Consider the following 16,382-nt stretch of genomic DNA (forward strand, 5'->3'; position numbering starts at 1 on the left):
TGCCCCGCACGCGTGACCTGCGGCCTCATCGCCGGGACCGGCCCGGACCTCGACGGCGTACGCGCGATGGGGTCCTGCTCCGGGGGCCGCGTACGGCTACGGCGTCACGCACCAACGCGTCGGGCGAGTGCCCCCGTACCTGGTCCGGCACGGGGGCACCGTCACGCTGTGGACTCTGCCGCGGGAGAGGCTCCTACAGCCGCGGGAGAGGCTCCTGCGTCAGGACATCAGGTCCGCGTCGCGTTGAAGCCGCCGCTGGTGATGTACGCGCCGTTGCGGCACTCCGCCTTCTGATATCCCCACCGCTTCGCCCCGTTGACGGGCGACCCCGAGCTGCACGTGACCCAGACCGTCACGAAGTAGCCGGGACACTCCACGTGGTACCGCTCGGCGCCGCCGCTGCCGGCGCTGTCGAACCACTCCGTGCACGCGGCCGCGGCCACGGGCGGCGCCGAGGCCGCGTTCTGGGATGCCTGTGCGGGCATGACCATGGTGCCGAGGGCGACCGCTGTTCCGAGCCCCGCGGTGGCAAGTGCGCTACGCAGACGCATCTTCTGCTCCTCTTGGTTGGGAACGGTTGGTCATCAATGTGGCCCGCGCACCTTCGGTAAACCTTGGAGAAACCTTGAGACGGCCGACTCGCTCACGTCACCTGCGCGTCCGGCCGTCCACGGCAACGGCCGGTCTATGCCAACAGCCGGTCAGCGGTGCGTGGTCGGGGGCGGTGAGAGCGGGATCAGGCCCGGCTCGTAGTGGCGGGTGAAGAGCGTCGCCACGAGGTCACGGCGGCTTCGTACTCCCGTCTTGTCGAACACCGACTTGAGATGGTCCTGCACGGTGTGCGGGGACAGTCCGGCCTGCCGGGCGATCTCGGCCGTGGAGTGGCCGCGCAGTACCAATTGGGTGATGTGGCGTTCGCGGGCGGTCAGCCCGTACGCGGCGACGATCAGGCCGACGTGTTCGCCGGGGCCCGCCGGTTCGGCCACGACGGCGACCCGCGCCCCCGCCAGGTCGTCCATTCGCCAGGCGTGCAGCCGTACCTGGCCCCGGGTGCGGCTGTGCACCCAGGAGCTGAGGGAACTCCCGGCGCCAGGCGCCCGGACCGCCGCCGCGACCGCGTACACCGCGGGGGGCAGGACGTTTCCTGCCGGGGGACCGGAGAGGGAGTGAGCGTGCCTGGCGAGCGTGGGGTCCGGCGGGGACATGTCCGGCGGGAACATGTCCGGCGACATGTCCGGCGGGGACATGCTCTCGAACCACATGGGGATGGTGGGCGTCATATGGAGCACGCCGTACTCCTCGTCCAGCAGCACCATGCCCGGGGCCGTCGGCGACTGCTCGTCCTGCGCCCGGCGGGCGAGATGCAGCCGGCGCAGGGCGTTCCCCAGAGGCTGTGCGAGTGCGCCGGCCAGCGCGAGATCGGCGGGTCCGAAGGCGGGGGCGTCGTCGCCGCGGCCGAGGACCAGCGCCCCCCAGGCGCCGTGGCGGTCCCGGAGCAGGACGCGTAATTCGTCGCGGAAGCCGAGAGGGCCGGCGATGTCCCGGTAGCGGGGGCTGTGTTCGAGACGCCCGCCGACCTCCTGGCTGAGCAGGCCGACAGGCACCGGTCTACGGGCCAGATCGGGCAGGGCGTTGGCGTCGCCCTCGCGGTACTCGATGTCGAGCATCCGTGGCATCAGCGCGGCGGGAACGGCGTCGCGATAGCTGCCGCCGGTGTTCATCAACGTCTCCGGATCGACCGTGATCCCGGCCCAGATGTCGCACCGCAGCGCGGGGACGACCGACCGGGCCACCCCGTCGAAGAATTCCTCGACACTCCGTGCGGACATCGCCGCGCGCACGGCCGCGTCCCGGACTCTGCCGGGCCGTGACATTCCCCCCGATTGCCCCATGCGGTCAGGCTAAGGGCGGGTGACTGGTGCCGTGGAAGCGTTGGCCCGGCGTGCCGACCCGTGGCTTCCCGGAGTGGTTTCGTCGGAGACTCGCTTGTCAGTGACCTTGTCAGCGACTGATCCGCCGGGACATCGCTCGCCGGGGAACTGAGTCCTCCGCGCGGCTGGGCCGTACCGACCGCGTCCCGGCTACCTCATACGAAGCAGCCGAAACGTGGGGTGTTCAGATGTGCCCCCAACGGGATTCGAACCCGTGCTACCGCCTTGAAAGGGCGGCGTCCTGGGCCACTAGACGATGAGGGCTAAGGGCCCGCCTGGGCGCTTTGCAGCGCGTCGGGGACGTGAGAAGCATATGGGATGGCAGGAGCTATCGCCAAAACGGTTTACGGGGCGGGTGCGGGGGCCGGTACGGGTGCGCCTCCCGGGATTCGCGAAGGTGAGGCGGTACGGGTGGCCGGCGGCGGTCCCGTAAGCCTGGTGCTCCTCGTCGGACTCGGGCTTCCGGAGGGGCTTCCGGACTGGTTTCCGGAGGGGCTTCCGGAGGGACGCTCGGAGGTGTTCCCCGAGGGCCTTCCCGACGGACCGGTGCTCCCCGCGGTGCCCGGTGACGGGCTCGGGCCGCCCGACGGGCCCGCTTCCGGTGACGGGCTCGCTCCCGGGGTGCCCGCCTCCTTCGGGAGATGGCGGCTGACCTCCGCCGTCGTCAGTCCGAGACCGCCGAGGGTGATCTCGTCCCACGCCTGGAGCCGCTTGGTCGTCCGGTCCAGATAGAGCACGGAGGTGCGCACCTTCTCCGGTTCGTCGTTCTGTACGGCGCGCAGCCCGCCGCCGCCCGTCGACCCCTCGATCTTCAGCCGGGTGCCGTGCGCCATCACCTCCGTCTCGCGGTGGTGGACATGACCGGACAGCGCGAGCGGGACGAGCCCGTCGGTCTCCCGCGCCGCCACCGGGTTGTGGGCGACCGCGATATGCACGGGGGTGCCGGCCGCCGCCTGGTCGCGCAGGGCCGAGGCGAACTGGATGCCGGCCATGCGCTCCGCCGGATCGCCCCCCGCCTCCGTCGAACGGTCGGGGGTGTACTGCGGATCGCCCATGCCCGCCACCCGGAGTCCGGCGACGGTCACCGCCCGGCCCTCGTCCAGGACCCTGACGTTCTTCATGCGCCGGAGGTACTTCTGGGTGATCTCCGAATCGTGGTTCCCGCGTACCCAGACATAGGGGACACCGAGATCGGCGATCGGGTCGAGGAACGTGTTCTCGGCGGAGGCGCCGTGGTCCATGGTGTCGCCGGAGTCGATGATCAGGTCGATCCCGTACTGCTCCACGAGCGAGCCGATGATGTGCCAGGACGCCGGGTTGAGATGGATGTCGGAGACATGCAGTACCCGCAGGGTCGCCGGGTCCGGCTGGTAGGTGGGCAGCGTGGAGGTCGCGTCGTACAGCTTGGTCACATTGGTGACCAGCCGCGCCAACTCCTTCTGGTAGACGTCGAAGTCGGTGACGATCGAACGGGCGCTGCCGACGACCTGGGGCGCGGAGGAGAGCAGTCCGGAGAATTTGGGCTCCAGCACCGACTTGGGGTTCCAGGTGGCGTACGCGCCGATGCCCGAGGCGGCCAGCAGACCGAGCGCGAGCCCGCCGGCGGCGAGCGCGCGGCGCGGGCGGCGGTAGACGGTGAGACCGAGGGCGGTCGCGCCGGAGACGACGGCGACGCACGAGCGTACGGCCAGCTCCGTGGTGCCGTCCGCGACATCGTGGGTGACCTCGTCCTGGAGCCCCGAGAGCCGTTCGGGGTGCTCGACGAGCGCGGTGGAGCGCACGGGATCGAGCTGGTCCACATCCACGTCGAGACGGATCGGGGCGGTGTGCGTCTTCATCTCCAGCGCGCCGAGCGGCGAGACATTGATCTTGGTGCCGCCGGTGAGGGACGGCCGCAGGGTCATCCGCGTGTCCATCGGGCCGACGGGCGTCCGTACGCTGCCGACGACCAGCAGTCCGAGCCACGCGCCCAGCACCACGACGGCGACCAGACCGAGGGCGCGGGAGTAGGGGTGCGGTGAGTGGACCAGCGCGCTGGTGGGTCCCTCCCGGCGGGATTGGAGGTGGCCCAGGACGCGGGTACGTGTGGCACGGAACGGGAAACGCAGTACATCACGGGCCATTGGGCCCGTATGCCCGAAGTGACGGGTGACCATGCCTGCGCTACGCCATCATGCGTAGTCCTTTGAGCCTCTTGGTGCTTGTGGTCGCTGTGGGGCGCGTGGGGTGGGGGGTGTGGAGCGGGTGGTGCGGACGGGCGTGGGTGGGGTGCGTGGAGCGGGTGGTGCGCGCTCAGCCCCAGCCCAGTTCGTGCAGCCGCTCGTCGTCGATGCCGAAGTGATGGGCGATCTCATGGACGACGGTCACGGAGACTTCGTGGACCACGTCCTCCGGGCTCTCGCAGTAGCGCAGGGTCGGGCCCATGTAGATCGAGATGCGGTCGGGCAGGACCCCCGCGTACCACTCGCCCCGGTCCGTGAGCGGAGTCCCCTCGTACAGCCCCAGCAGTTCGGGGTCGGACGGGCCGGGTTCGTCCTCGACGAAGACGGCCACGTTGTCCATGACCCGTGTCAGCTCCGGGGGGATCTGATCGAGGGCCTGGCCGACCAGCTCTTCGAACGTCTCGCGTGTCATCTCCAGCACGGGTTCATTGTCGGTGATGACCGGCCGTTCCGGTGGGGCGTGCGCGGGAAGGAAGTGGAAGGGAACTGAACGTTTCCGTGTCCGCTTTCGGGTGATACGAAGGCCAAATCGCCTGTATCGCCCGCGCATTCGCCCCATGGCGGATCGGCGGCCCGAGGGCTTCGGTGGCGAGGGCGAGGGCGAGGGCGGGGACGGTGTGGGGTGAGGGCCGGGGCGGCGAGGGGCGTGGGCCGGGACGGCGTGAGGGCGGGGACCGGCGCGAACGCGTCACACACCCGGCCTGAACGCGCCCCGAGCGTGTCCCCGGCGGGGAAAAGGAAGTTGGGCAGGGAAACCCCCGCCGTCGGCGGTGGAGTCCGTATCCCAGCCCCGGAGGTGCCGCCCGTGCGCCAGTTTTCCGCCATGTCCGCCCCAGGCCGTTTCGCCGTCTGGATCGTCACCTCCCTGGCGGTCGCGGCGTCCGCGGGCTGCATGAGCGTCGGGGAGGACGAGGGAAAGCCGGCGCCGTCGCGTTCAGCGGACCGCCATGGTTCCGCCGCCGAGCCCGACGGGGGTACGGGCGCGGGCCCCGGGGCGCCCCACGCCTGGCAGGGGCGTACGGGAGTGGAGGCGGAGGGCTCGGAGGGGGCCGGCGGGGGAGGGGACGGCAGGGACAAGGGCGCGTCGCCGAGCCCCAGCTCCGCCGACACGCCGTCGCCCAAGCCCTCGAAGGGCGAGCGGCCCCAGCCCGGGAAGAAGCCGACCCCGCCGGGGAACGAGCCCGTACCGTCCAAGGAGCCCACGCGCCCGGCGCCCTCCCCCAGCCAGCCGCCGGTACAGAGCCCCGACCCGGCACCGGAGCCCGAGCCGGAACCGACGAAGCCGCAGGAACCGCCGTCCGTATCGCCGGCGGCGGACATCCGTACGAGCTTGACGTCGGCCGGGGAGCCGACCGGGCCGGGAGCGGGGACGGGCATGGGACCCGGGCTCGGGTCCGGGAAGACGTCCGCGAAGACGTCGGGGAAGGGGAAGACGTCGGGGAAGGCGTCAGGAATGGGAATGCGGGCGGAGCCGATGGCATCACCGCAGATGGGACCGGTGTGACGGGGGTCGCCGTGGCGGCGGTTTGCCTTGGAGGGGGGTGGGTGCGTATGGTAGTAGATCGTTTGATCATTGCCTGGCGCCGACACAGAAGAGCGCCACGTGGCGCGTACTCTCCCTTGCCGTGGCTGACCGCATTGAGGCGGTCGATTTGCGAATCACGGAGTTTGGGCGCGTGCCGAGACTCCGGAAGGTTTCGCATTTCGCATGTCCATTTCCAGTACTGACCACGCCGTCATGCCCGAGCACGAGTCCACCGAGCCGGTGGAGACCGTCGAGGGTCCGGAGGCCGCAGCGGCCACCGGTACGACTGACGTAACGGCCCCCAAGTCCCCCAAGTCCTCCAAGTCCCTCAAGTCCACCGAGACGGTTGAGGCTGACGAGGTCTCAGTGACGTCCGAGGCGTCCGAGGCGTCCGAGACCGCTGAGGGATCAGAGGACCTTGAGGGTTCTGAGGACCCTGAGATCTCCGACACGTCCGACAACGACACGTCCTACGACGGGGCGTCCGACGACGACACGTCCGCCGAGGCCGAGTCCGCCGAGGCCGAGTCCGCCGACTCCTCCGAGGCCCCGGGGCTGACCTTCAGCGACCTGGGCCTGCCCGAGGGCATCGTCCGTAAGCTCAACCAGAACGGCGTCACCGCGCCCTTCCCGATCCAGGCCGCGACCATTCCGGACGCCCTGGCCGGCAAGGACATCCTGGGCCGTGGCCGTACCGGTTCCGGCAAGACCCTCTCCTTCGGTCTGCCGCTGCTGGCCACGCTGTCCGGCGGCCACACCGAGAAGAAGAAGCCCCGCGGCATCATCCTCACCCCGACCCGCGAGCTGGCGATGCAGGTCGCGGACGCGCTCCAGCCGTACGGCGACGTGCTCGGCCTGAAGATGAAGGTCGTCTGCGGCGGTACGTCGATGGGCAACCAGATCTACGCCCTGGAGCGTGGCGTCGACATCCTCGTCGCCACCCCGGGCCGGCTGCGCGACATCATCAACCGCGGTGCCTGCTCGCTGGAGAAGGTCCAGATCGCGATCCTCGACGAGGCCGACCAGATGTCCGACCTGGGCTTCCTGCCCGAGGTCACCGAGCTGCTCGACCTGGTGCCGGCGGGCGGCCAGCGGATGCTCTTCTCCGCCACCATGGAGAACGAGATCAGCACGCTGGTCAAGCGCTATCTGACCAGTCCGGTCAGCCACGAGGTCGACAGCGCCCAGGGCAATGTCACGACCATGACGCACCACGTGCTCGTGGTGAAGCCGAAGGACAAGGCCCCCGTGACCGCGGCGATCGCCGCGCGCAAGGGCCGCACGATCATCTTCGTACGGACGCAGCTCGGCGCCGACCGGATCGCGGAGCAGCTGCGCGAGTCGGGCGTGAAGGCGGACGCGCTGCACGGCGGTATGACGCAGGGCGCGCGTACCCGGACGCTGGCGGACTTCAAGGACGGTTACGTCAACGCGCTGGTCGCCACCGACGTCGCCGCCCGCGGTATCCATGTGGACGGCATCGACCTCGTACTGAACGTGGACCCGGCCGGCGACCACAAGGACTATCTGCACCGCTCGGGCCGTACGGCGCGGGCCGGCAAGTCCGGGGTCGTCGTATCGCTGGCGCTGCCGCACCAGCGCCGTCAGATCTTCCGGCTGATGGAGGACGCGGGCGTGGACGCCTCGCGTCACATGGTCGGCGGAGCGGGCGCGTTCGACCCGGAGGTGGCGGAGATCACCGGCGCGCGTTCGCTCACGGAGGTCCAGGCCGACTCCGCGAACAACGCGGCCAAGCAGGCCGAGCGCGAGGTCTCGGAGCTGACCAAGCAGCTCGAACGCCTTCAGCGCCGTGCCGCCGAACTCCGCGACGAGGCCGACCGCCTGATCGCCCGCGCGGCGCGCGAGCGGGGCGAGGACCCGGAGGCGGCGGTGGCCGAGGTGGCCGCCGAGACCGAGCGCGCGGTGGAGGAAGCGGCGGCAGCGGCCGCCGCCGTTCCGGCGCAGCGCGAGGAGCGCAGGGACAGCCGCGACGAGCGCGGGAACTTCGGGCGCCGCGACGACCGTGGCGAGCGCAGCGGCCGGGGCGGCGCGCGCGGCTACACGCCGCGTGACGACCGCGGTGGTGACCGTGGCGGTGACCGTGGTGGCTTCCAGCGTCGTGACGACCGGGGCGCCGACCGCGGTGGCGACCGCGGTGGCGACCGCGGCGGGTTCCAGCGCCGCGACGACCGTCGGGACGACCGCGGCGGCGACCGTGGCGGCTTCCGTCGGGACGACCGTGGTGGTGACCGTGGCGGCGACCGTGGCGGGTTCCAGCGTCGTGACGACCGGGGCGCTGACCGCGGTGGCGACCGTGGCGGGTTCCAGCGCCGCGACGACCGTGGCGCGGAGCGCGGCGGCTTCAACGGTGACCGTGGCGAGCGTCGTGACGACCGTGGCGGCGAGCGCCGTGACGACCGTGGTGGCCGCTCCTTCGAGCGCCGCGACCACCGGGCTCCCAGCGACCGCCCCTTCAACCGTGACCGTCGCGACGACCGCCCGGCGGGCACCGGCTTCCGCGCCGCCGCCCACGACCGTCCGTCCACCCGCCGCGACGACCACCGAGGCGGCTCCACGGGCACCGGCACCGGCTCCTTCGGCCGCCGCGACGACAAGCCGCGCTGGAAGCGCAACGGCTGACCGTCACCCGATCTGACGCCCCACCAGGGCCCGTGCCCCACCCCCAGGGTGGATCACGGGCCCTGCCCCGTCCCCCACCTCCCCCGCCACCCACACCCCCCCTCTCCCGCCACCCCACCGAGGCGCGACATCCCCACGACCGGATACCCGATCGGCGCACCGCCCCCGGCGGGCTATGCTCGTGGGTGTTGTGCCGAGGGCCGTTAGCTCAATTGGCAGAGCAGCGGACTTTTAATCCGTTGGTTGTGGGTTCGAGTCCCACACGGCCTACATCTCAGCCCCAGGTCAGAGCCCATTACTGATCTGGGGCTGTTCTCTGTTCGAGTTCATTTCGGACGTCTGCTCCAGCGGTGCTCAATCGAGGTGCAAACGATCACGTAGAAGGGCCCCGGCCGCGTCTCCGGCCGCGTTTCCGGCCGGGGCCCCTGCCGCCCGTTCCGGGTTACGCCGACTGTCGCGCGGAACTCTCGCGCAGCACGTTCAGCTTGTCCTTGTACAACGGGCCGGCGTGGTAGGCGGCTTCGTCGTGGGTCGGAGCGGACTCCTCGATCAGGTGATGGGCCGCGGCCTTCAGGTCAGCTGCCCACAGCAGCACATGCTGCTGCGCGCTCTGGCCGCACTCCTGCGGTTCCCCGGGGAGGCACAGCGGGAGATCACGCACGCTGAGCTTGTTGTACGCGTGGCGCACATACATTGCGGTCCGCTGCCATTGCTCGTCCGTCCGCGCCATGCCGCCTCCTATGGTCCGATCTGTCCGGAAACCTCGATCGTAGCCTCCGCGTCGGGTACGCACGGTGAGCATGGTCCGCACCAAGGAAGGCACTGCGGAGGTGTGCACGAACGCGCGGGCAGCGGCCGGTGAACGGCTTCGATCTCGGCGCGTGCCCGCTTGGTCGCCGGGCCCGCCCAAATGTCCTTCAGCGGGGACACCAGGACATTTCCCAGGCTGATGAACCGGCCGATGACGCAGGGCCACACATCCCCGTCGGGGCCGATCGCGAGCTTCCCCTGGGCGCATTGACCACACAGATCAGCGATGGTGGGCCGGGCGCCCTTGCCGGCTCGCCCGATCGCCCGGGTGTGGTCCCCGCCCACGGCCGTCAGCCCAAGGTCCGTGAGGTCCCGGAACGCGTCTTCGGCCCGTTGTCCGGGCAGTGCTGAAATGACCGCGCCGCGCAGGGTGAGGCCGAGTTCCTGCGCGCGTTGGATGTTTGCCCGTGTGCGGCTGTGGGACCCCGGCCGTACCGTAACGGCGTCGTGCTCCTCGGCGGTGTCCGAGTAGTACGACGTGGCGAGCCTGACGCGGTACTCGGCGAACGTGGCCCACAGCTCGTCCGAGACATGCGTCAGGTTCGAGAACACCTCCACGGCCAGGCCGACGCGCGCCGCGTGCCCGATGAGGTCGGTGAGGTGCGGGTACAGGGTGGGTTCCCCGCCGATGAACTGAACGTCACTTACGCCCATGGCGGCGAGCTGGTCGACGCAGTCCTTCCAGCCTGCCGCGGTCATGGTGCCGTGCGTGCCGCGGGGGGATGAGTCGGCGTAGCAGTGGGTGCATTCGAGGTTGCAGAATCCCGTGACTTCCAGCCAGGCGAACGCCAAGCTCTGTCGGCCGGGGTCTGCCCCATGCTGGGGTAAGGATCGGGTAGACATGTGGTGCCCTCTTTTCTTCTCGATGGGTGGGCACCGCCTCGGCCGGGGTTTCCTGGCGGGAGTCATCGGCCGAGGCGGGGATCAATGGGGGTGTCCGGCCCGCACGTAGGGACGGACGGCCGCCCATCTCGTTCGTGTCGCCGGGCGCGTCCGGCTGGCTGGCGTCACTGGGCGGGCGGGGAGTGCCACACCAAGGTCACGCCGTGCTCGGGGCAGCAGGCGCCGGCCTCGTCCTCGATCGGGAAGTCGTGTCGGCCCTTGGCGCAGCGCGTCATGACGCCTCCGGCGTGGTCTCGGCCCGGTCGAGTTCCGCCCAGACGACATCCCGGTCCGTGCTGCGGTCGTGGCCATAGCGGTCGGCCATGGTCAGCGCGCTGAGGATGGCTGTGCGGGTGCTGTCCCGCAGGTCCGCGGGCAGGTCGGCCTCGATGCGGATGACGCCCGCCGCTGTCTCCTTGGTGCGCGGCTCGCCGCCTGTGACGGCCGCGAGCAGTGCGGTCAGGGCCGCGACTTGGGTATCAGGCGAACACACGGGTCCCCCTCGTAAGCGGGCGATCACTCATCGTGATGCTGAGTATTCAGCTTCAACCTGATGGGTTAGCTTTGTCAATGTCGACGTTCAACCCCGGAGCGGCCCAAATGCCTCGTGACACGCCGTACTTGCAGGTCGCCGACGCTCTACGCGCCCGTATCAAGGCGGGCGAGTGGCCGGTCGGCGCCAAGCTGCCCTCCCGTGCCCGCTTCGCCGAGGAGTACGGCGTCGGTCAGAGCGTCGCGCAGCGTGCCATGGAACGGCTGATCATCGAGGGACTCCTCGAAGGCCGCGCGGGATCCGGGACCTACGTGCGCCGGCCACGCGAGCGGCTGCGCATGGTTCGCTCCCGCCACCGCGAGCGCCGTGGCGGCTCCCCGTTCCGCGCGGACATGAAGGAGCAAGGGCGCGCGGGTACTTGGGAGTCCCGCAGCGAGGCGCGCGCCCCGGCGCCCGAGCACATCGCGGAGCGTCTGGCGATCGAGCCAGGTGACCTGTGCGTCGTCACCCGATACGAGTTCCTCGGCGACGGCCAGCCGGTCCAGCTCTCCGAGAGCTGGGAGCCCATGGCCGTCACGGACGGCACACCGATCGTGCTGCCCGAGATGGGGCCGCACGCGGGCGCCGGAGTGGTGGAGCGGATGCGTTCGATCGGCGTCGTCATCGAGACTGCCGTCGAAGTCCCGCGCCCCGGCCGAGCTACGCAGGAGATCGCGAACCTGTTGGGCATCAGTGTCGGCGACCTGATCACCGAGATCGAGCGGACGTACTACGACGTTGACGGCCGGCCGGTGGAGACCGCGGACATCACGGTCGCGGACGTGCGCTGGGAGATCGCCTACGAGATCGCGATAGAGCAGCCCGACGATTGACCCCGGGCATGACGAAAGCGCCCCGCCTCCCGGAGGAGAGCGGGGCGCGGCGCCGGCATCAAGTTGAGACATGTCCCCCGTTCCGCGATGCTGCCCGACATGACCGATGAACCGGGCACCGGCGCCTGGATGTGGCGCACCACCAACGGCGCTGACAGCGACGGGAAGTGGGAGAAGTACTGGGACCCCAACGCGTCGCCCATGAGCGACGAGGAAGCTGCTGCAAGGTATCGGCGCCTCCTGCAACTTCTATTCGGTCCCCTCCTCAGTGACTCGCGATAGACCTCGCACTCGGCGGAAAGCCCCCGCCCGCCCGTGAAGGCCAGACGGGGGCGACAGCGTACGGCGGTCAAACTTCCCCACCGGGCGCGCGTTGCTCACGTTCGGCACGTTCCTGATCCAGCCGGGCAAGCAGCGCCGTCAGCCCACGCTGAGCGTCCTGCGCCATGAGTGCCGGGACGCGCGCTTGCCGCGTTGGCGGGGTCGCTCTCGTACGTTCGGTACGAGAGCGATCTCGTGCGGTCGCGCGCGTCAGTCGGTCAGGGCCGCGCCGAAGTATGGGCGGGTGCCCAGGCCCAGGGACTGGGCGGTGAGCAGGGTGGAGCCGGTGCCTGTGGGGCCGGAGGCCGTGCTCGGGAGGAGGTGGAGGCGGGCCTTCTCGTTGGCTGTGGCGATCAGTTCGGCGCGTCCGTCGTGGTTGAAGTCGCGCAGCAGGACCGACGATCCCAGCCAGGAGTCGTTCGCTTCGGAGGGAGCGCCCTCGACGCCGGGTGTGCGGACGTCGTACTGGCGGGAGTTCTTGCCCGTGAGGCCGCCCTTGCCGCCGCGCAGGAGGGTGACCGCGCCGCCCCGGAAGAGATTCTTGCCGAGCACCTGGCCGGGGACGCCCGCCGCGAGGTCCGGGTAGCCGTCGCCGTTCGTGTCCGCGGCCGACACGTCGTACCCGAAGTAGTCGACCGATTCCGGCGTGCCCGGGACACCGGTGGTGGCCTGGCTGATCGAGGTGACCGTGGTGCTCGGGCCGGCCGAGGTGCCCTTGAGGATGTGTACGGCGCCGCCCTTGCCCGAGCGGGGGATACCGACCGCGAGGTCGCCGTAGCCGTCCTTGTTGAAGTCGGCGATCGTGGCGCTCGGGTGGGCTATGTCGCTCGATTGGGGCAGGCCGATCTTCCGCGGCGGCGTGGCCGGACCGCCGGAACGGCCGCGGTAGAACCAGACGCGGTTGGTCCAGGTGTCCGCGTCCCAGCCGAGGACCGCGAAGTCGGCGGTGCCGTCCTTGGTGACCTTGCCGGAGACCACGAGTTCCGGCGCGATGTCCTCGCCGTCGATCGGGTCGAGGTTGGTGGCCGTCCCCCGCGAGCCGGTCTTGGTGAACGGACCGCGTACGACGTAGACGTAGTCGTCGGTGATCGCGACGACGTCCTGCTTGCCGTCGGCGGTGAAGTCGCCGACGGCGATGTCCTTGGCGAAGCCGCAGTCCTTGCAGCCCGGACTCTTGAATGACGTCCCGTTGGTCAGGCCCGCCTTGGAGCCCCACAGGATGGTGAAGGTGCCGTTGTAGGCGCCCTCGTCCTCGCCGGGAGCGGTGACGACGACGTCGCCGTAACCGTCCTTGTTCATGTCGGCTGCGGTGACCTTCGTGCCGAAGGAGTCGTTCGTTTCCGCGGTACCCGCGATGTACGGGGTGTTCTGCGTGATCACCGAGCGCTTGGCGGGCGCGGGACCGTGGGCGGTGCCCCAGACGACCACGACGGCGCCCGCCTGTTTCTTGCCGCCCACCGTGGCGGTGCTGTCCCCGAAGACGAGATCGCGGTGGCCGTCCCCGTTGAAGTCGTCCGCGAACTTCGCGGTGGCCGCGGTCGCCGGCGCGGCCAGCACCAGCGGGGTGAGACCGGAGGCGAGGAGGCCGGCGGTCAGCAGGAGGGCGTGCTTGCGCAAGGTGTCTCCAACGGTCGGGGCGGACCCCGGGAATCCGGTGCCGTGATCAGGAGACCCTCGGAAAATGGTCAAGGTTGTAGGGGAGTCCGGTGAACATTTGAGGTTCCTGTGACGGCTCCGACGGACCGCCGAGGCCAAAGCGTGTACCGGAAGTGGATCTCAGCGGTGCGAGGATCTTGCTCCGTGGCGCGTGGTGCGTGGCGCGTGTTGCGTGGCGCGTGGGGACGGGCGGGCAATGGGCCGTGCTGGAGCCGCTGTTGCCGCTCTTGCCCGGGGGGGACGGACGCGCGGTCGGCCTCCGGTAAGGAGCCGCCTGGTGGCGTTGTCGCCGGGCCCGAAGACCATGGCCTCGGGCGTTCGCGCGGCGGCCTGATGACCGTGCTGCGCCTGGGCGTCGAGCGGGGGCGGAAGCCCGCGCCTACGAAACGATCCTCTCGCCGAGCGCCTCGGTGAGGTGGTTCCGCAGGGTACGTGCCGCATCGGGCGACAGAAGTGCGGAAACGTCGGGGCAGCCGTCGTAGAGGGCGAGCCGGATGTGATCGTGATGACCGGTGGTGGCCACGTCGATCGCGATCGTCGGTTCGCTCTCGGCCCGGTAGTTCGCCGTCTCGTCGGCACCGTTGAGGGCGAGGACATCCTCTCCGCTGACGCTGGACCAGATACTCATGGGCTCATCCTCCCGTGGCGCGGCGCCCCGCCGTAGGGGGCGCCCCGGAGCACTCATTCAGCGTGGTCCATGTTCCACGCCTCGGGCAGATCGCTGCCGCAGAAGACGCAGACGAAGTCGTCTTCGCGCACGATGTTGTGCTCCTGACAGTCCGGACAGGCCCGGAACACCACCCCGTGGGTGAAGCCGGACGGCCGCCCGAGCTCCGCGCGATCCAGAGCCTGGGCGACCGCCGGCCACGAGCTGACGTCCGGGCAATACCCGGTCGAGTGGTTGCTGACGTCGCCCACCACCCATCGACCTGCCTCGCGGACGAAGCCGATCTCGCCGGCGCTCAGGACCGGTTCTCCGCCGGCGCACGCCACATGCTCGCTTCGCCGCGGCGCCAGCCGCAGCACGCCGTCTGTGTCGACCACGAAGGTGAAGGGTTCGGCCGGCTCCGCCGCCGGTCGCTCCGCGATCCAGCCGTCGAAGTCCGCTGCCGAGCGAATCTGGAAACCGTCGCTGCCGGGCCGGACCGCGGCTTTCACATCGGCCGGTCCCACATACCGGTAACTCCGCCCCGGCGCGCTCACGCGAGCCAACCCAGGCGAGCCAACCCAGAACACCTGCGACTCGCGCCCTGACGGAACACCTCCGCCCGCGCCTCCGCACGGCGGTTGGCGGACGCCACGCGTCCAGGTCCCGTCCGGTTCGGAGGCCGCCGACGACGGCGGCAAATGGCGCTTACCCGATAGAGGTAAGAATCATACTTTTCGAAGTTGTTCGAGGCGGAAGGTGGAATTCGTTCCGTGTCGCGGTATCTCCGTGGCGCGTCGAACAAGGAGTCCCCTATGCGTCGAACTCTCGCATCCCTGGCCACGGCCGGCCTGGGGCTGTCCGTGGTCGTCGGTCTCGCAGGGACCGCCACGGCGGCTGTTCCCTCACCGGCGGCTGCCGGTCCCGGAGATCTTGTGCTGGCGTACCAGTGCAATGCCGGTGGCGGCACGGTCGTTTTCCCCCTCGGTCCCGTCGCCAGGTGTGAAGGCGGACGGTTCGCCGGTTCCATCGTGGTGGTGTAGCGGACGGCGGGGCGCGATCAGGCCGGGTGCGTACGCCGGCGACGCCGTGAGCGCGTCCGGTGTCCGGTCGGCCCGCGTCTGCTCCGTTCGACGGGAGACAGAGCGGCGCGTGCCCGGTCGTGGGTGCGCGTTCCCCAGGTACTCAACAGCGTGGGAGAGAAAATATGCGTATGTGCAGAGCTGTGGCGGTCTCGGGTCTGGTCCTCGCCGGAATCCTCGGATCCGCCGGGGCCGCGACTGCCGCCGAACACGAGGGGGACTCGCCCCTGGTGAGCATCGGGTCGATCCATGACTCGATCGAGGACCTTCTGGACCAGACCGTGCTGCTCGACGACTGACGAAGTCTGGATCCGGCAGAAACGCCTGGATCCGACAGACGGAGTGCCCCTCTGCCCGGCCTGCCAGGAGCCGGGTGGAGGGGTCTTGTCGTTCCCGGAGGTGGAGGGCAGGGGGGAGGGGCGGAGGGGGCGGAGAGCTTCGGGCTTCGGGTACCGCGTCGTGCGCGGTCGGGCTTCGGGTACCGCGTCGGGCGAGGTCGGGCGTCGGGCACCCCGTCGGGCGGGGGCCGGCCGCCGGGCCCGGCTCCCGGTCGACAGTCGGCGGCTGCCCGGGGGCTTCTTCCGTGGGGGTGGAAGGCTGCGGGACGATCGGCGGACGGTGCCCCTCGCACCTGCGATCCGCCGAGATCTCGGAGGCCTACGTGACGGTGATAGTCGGACTGGTCCACAAGAAGCGTGTCTATCTGGGGGGTGACTCCGCCGGGGTCGCCGGATATCAGCTCACCGTCCGCCGCGATCCCAAGGTGTTCACCAATGGTCCTTACGCCATGGGCTTCACCACCAGTTTCCGGATGGGACAGTTGCTCCAGCACGCCTTCAAGGTGCCGCGGCCCAAGGGAGATCTGGATCGGTTCATGGTCACGACATTCGTCAACGCCCTGCGGACCTGCCTCAAGGACGGCGGCTGGGCGCGGAAGGAGTCCGAGCAGGAGCAGGCCGGGACCTTTCTGGTGGGGGTGCGAGGGCGGTTGTTCGCCATAGACAGCGACTATCAGGTGGCCGAGTCGGCCGATGGCTACGCGGCTGTCGGATGCGGTGACGAACTGGCCCTCGGCGCTCTGCACGCGACCGCCACGCTGGCCATGAAGCCGCGTGCCCGGCTCGCGACCGCGCTGGCCGCCGCCGCCCATCACAGTGCCGGGGTGTCCGCGCCGTATCTCTACGTCGCCACCCCGCGCCCGTCGTGAACGGATCAGGTCCCGTCGTGAATGGATCGAGCATGGGCCCGTCAGGTCCGTCAGGTCCGTCAGACCCGTCAGACCCGTCAGGCGCGTCAGGCCCG

Annotated in this window: 16 protein-coding genes and 2 tRNA genes; 7 read left to right on the forward strand and 11 right to left on the reverse strand. The window is 70.3% G+C overall.

Features of this window, described 5'->3' with window-relative positions:
* Positions 1-227: 227 nt before the first annotated feature.
* From ACWGDX_RS21850 to ACWGDX_RS21870, 5 genes are all read right to left on the reverse strand, one after another.
* Positions 228-551, reverse strand: coding sequence for a hypothetical protein (locus ACWGDX_RS21850; protein WP_453627932.1), 324 nt, complete (start codon positions 549-551; stop codon positions 228-230).
* Between the two features lie 150 nt (positions 552-701).
* Positions 702-1,892 carry a helix-turn-helix domain-containing protein gene (locus ACWGDX_RS21855; RefSeq protein ID WP_453627934.1) on the reverse strand — a complete coding sequence of 397 codons (1,191 nt, stop codon included), beginning with the start codon at positions 1,890-1,892 and terminating at the stop codon, positions 702-704.
* 230 nt (positions 1,893-2,122) lie between these two features.
* Positions 2,123-2,195, reverse strand: a tRNA-Glu gene (locus ACWGDX_RS21860).
* An 80-nt stretch (positions 2,196-2,275) separates the two neighbouring features.
* Entirely contained in the window at positions 2,276-4,054 is a 1,779-nt protein-coding gene (locus ACWGDX_RS21865) for a metallophosphoesterase family protein (RefSeq protein WP_453627936.1), read from the reverse strand.
* Between the two features lie 169 nt (positions 4,055-4,223).
* Complete coding sequence (locus tag ACWGDX_RS21870; protein WP_453627938.1) at positions 4,224-4,574, reverse strand: metallopeptidase family protein; 351 nt, start codon at positions 4,572-4,574, stop codon at positions 4,224-4,226.
* Positions 4,575-4,958: 384 nt separating this feature from the next.
* Between ACWGDX_RS21870 and ACWGDX_RS21875 the strand changes: the two genes are divergently transcribed.
* From ACWGDX_RS21875 to ACWGDX_RS21885, 3 genes are all read left to right on the forward strand, one after another.
* Complete coding sequence (locus tag ACWGDX_RS21875) at positions 4,959-5,657, forward strand: hypothetical protein (protein ID WP_453627940.1); 699 nt, start codon at positions 4,959-4,961, stop codon at positions 5,655-5,657.
* A gap of 204 nt (positions 5,658-5,861) precedes the next feature.
* Positions 5,862-8,318, forward strand: coding sequence for a DEAD/DEAH box helicase (locus tag ACWGDX_RS21880; RefSeq protein WP_453627942.1), 2,457 nt, complete (start codon positions 5,862-5,864; stop codon positions 8,316-8,318).
* A gap of 197 nt (positions 8,319-8,515) precedes the next feature.
* Positions 8,516-8,588 (forward strand) — tRNA-Lys (locus ACWGDX_RS21885).
* Between the two features lie 172 nt (positions 8,589-8,760).
* On the opposite strand, the gene ACWGDX_RS21890 is transcribed toward ACWGDX_RS21885, so the two are convergent.
* The 3 genes from ACWGDX_RS21890 to ACWGDX_RS21900 all read right to left on the reverse strand — a co-directional run bounded on the left by ACWGDX_RS21890 (position 8,761) and on the right by ACWGDX_RS21900 (position 10,503).
* On the reverse strand, positions 8,761-9,048 hold the full coding sequence (locus tag ACWGDX_RS21890) for a hypothetical protein (protein WP_382851080.1): 288 nt from the start codon (positions 9,046-9,048) through the stop codon (positions 8,761-8,763).
* An 8-nt stretch (positions 9,049-9,056) separates the two neighbouring features.
* A complete protein-coding gene (locus tag ACWGDX_RS21895) occupies positions 9,057-9,971 on the reverse strand; it encodes a radical SAM protein (protein ID WP_453627943.1) in 915 nt (304 codons plus the stop codon).
* A 271-nt stretch (positions 9,972-10,242) separates the two neighbouring features.
* The gene (locus ACWGDX_RS21900; RefSeq protein ID WP_453627945.1) at positions 10,243-10,503 is read right to left on the reverse strand and encodes a hypothetical protein; all 261 of its coding nucleotides are present in this window, start codon (positions 10,501-10,503) and stop codon (positions 10,243-10,245) included.
* Positions 10,504-10,610: 107 nt separating this feature from the next.
* Between ACWGDX_RS21900 and ACWGDX_RS21905 the strand changes: the two genes are divergently transcribed.
* Complete coding sequence (locus tag ACWGDX_RS21905) at positions 10,611-11,375, forward strand: GntR family transcriptional regulator (RefSeq protein WP_453627947.1); 765 nt, start codon at positions 10,611-10,613, stop codon at positions 11,373-11,375.
* A gap of 531 nt (positions 11,376-11,906) precedes the next feature.
* Here ACWGDX_RS21905 and ACWGDX_RS21910 read toward each other — a convergent pair.
* From ACWGDX_RS21910 to ACWGDX_RS21920, 3 genes are all read right to left on the reverse strand, one after another.
* The gene (locus tag ACWGDX_RS21910; RefSeq protein WP_453627949.1) at positions 11,907-13,313 is read right to left on the reverse strand and encodes an FG-GAP-like repeat-containing protein; all 1,407 of its coding nucleotides are present in this window, start codon (positions 13,311-13,313) and stop codon (positions 11,907-11,909) included.
* Between the two features lie 418 nt (positions 13,314-13,731).
* Positions 13,732-13,980: a hypothetical protein gene (locus ACWGDX_RS21915; RefSeq protein WP_453627951.1), complete on the reverse strand. Its 249-nt coding sequence runs from the start codon at positions 13,978-13,980 to the stop codon at positions 13,732-13,734.
* Between the two features lie 53 nt (positions 13,981-14,033).
* The gene (locus ACWGDX_RS21920) at positions 14,034-14,525 is read right to left on the reverse strand and encodes a hypothetical protein (protein ID WP_453627953.1); all 492 of its coding nucleotides are present in this window, start codon (positions 14,523-14,525) and stop codon (positions 14,034-14,036) included.
* A gap of 288 nt (positions 14,526-14,813) precedes the next feature.
* On the opposite strand from ACWGDX_RS21920, the gene ACWGDX_RS21925 reads away from it, so the two are divergent.
* From ACWGDX_RS21925 to ACWGDX_RS21935, 3 genes are all read left to right on the forward strand, one after another.
* Entirely contained in the window at positions 14,814-15,041 is a 228-nt protein-coding gene (locus tag ACWGDX_RS21925; RefSeq protein ID WP_453627955.1) for a hypothetical protein, read from the forward strand.
* A gap of 170 nt (positions 15,042-15,211) precedes the next feature.
* Positions 15,212-15,379 (forward strand): hypothetical protein, encoded by a 168-nt coding sequence (locus ACWGDX_RS21930; protein WP_382851101.1) that lies wholly within the window; start codon positions 15,212-15,214, stop codon positions 15,377-15,379.
* A 362-nt stretch (positions 15,380-15,741) separates the two neighbouring features.
* The gene (locus ACWGDX_RS21935; RefSeq protein WP_363079718.1) at positions 15,742-16,287 is read left to right on the forward strand and encodes a hypothetical protein; all 546 of its coding nucleotides are present in this window, start codon (positions 15,742-15,744) and stop codon (positions 16,285-16,287) included.
* Positions 16,288-16,382: the final 95 nt, after the last annotated feature.

This window comes from Streptomyces sp. NPDC055025, from assembly GCF_053608565.1.

Excerpts from the sequence above, each read along its gene's own strand:
- ACWGDX_RS21925 (WP_453627955.1), top strand. The coding sequence starts at position 14,814 with ATGCGTCGAACTCTCGCATCCCTGGCCACGGCCGGCCTGGGGCTGTCC.
- ACWGDX_RS21850 (WP_453627932.1), bottom strand. The coding sequence starts at position 551 with ATGCGTCTGCGTAGCGCACTTGCCACCGCGGGGCTCGGAACAGCGGTC.
- ACWGDX_RS21915 (WP_453627951.1), bottom strand. The coding sequence starts at position 13,980 with ATGAGTATCTGGTCCAGCGTCAGCGGAGAGGATGTCCTCGCCCTCAAC.
- ACWGDX_RS21855 (WP_453627934.1), bottom strand. The coding sequence starts at position 1,892 with ATGGGGCAATCGGGGGGAATGTCACGGCCCGGCAGAGTCCGGGACGCG.
- ACWGDX_RS21890 (WP_382851080.1), bottom strand. The coding sequence starts at position 9,048 with ATGGCGCGGACGGACGAGCAATGGCAGCGGACCGCAATGTATGTGCGC.
- ACWGDX_RS21865 (WP_453627936.1), bottom strand. The coding sequence starts at position 4,054 with ATGGCCCGTGATGTACTGCGTTTCCCGTTCCGTGCCACACGTACCCGC.
- ACWGDX_RS21930 (WP_382851101.1), top strand. The coding sequence starts at position 15,212 with ATGTGCAGAGCTGTGGCGGTCTCGGGTCTGGTCCTCGCCGGAATCCTC.
- ACWGDX_RS21905 (WP_453627947.1), top strand. The coding sequence starts at position 10,611 with ATGCCTCGTGACACGCCGTACTTGCAGGTCGCCGACGCTCTACGCGCC.
- ACWGDX_RS21895 (WP_453627943.1), bottom strand. The coding sequence starts at position 9,971 with ATGTCTACCCGATCCTTACCCCAGCATGGGGCAGACCCCGGCCGACAG.
- ACWGDX_RS21880 (WP_453627942.1), top strand. The coding sequence starts at position 5,862 with ATGTCCATTTCCAGTACTGACCACGCCGTCATGCCCGAGCACGAGTCC.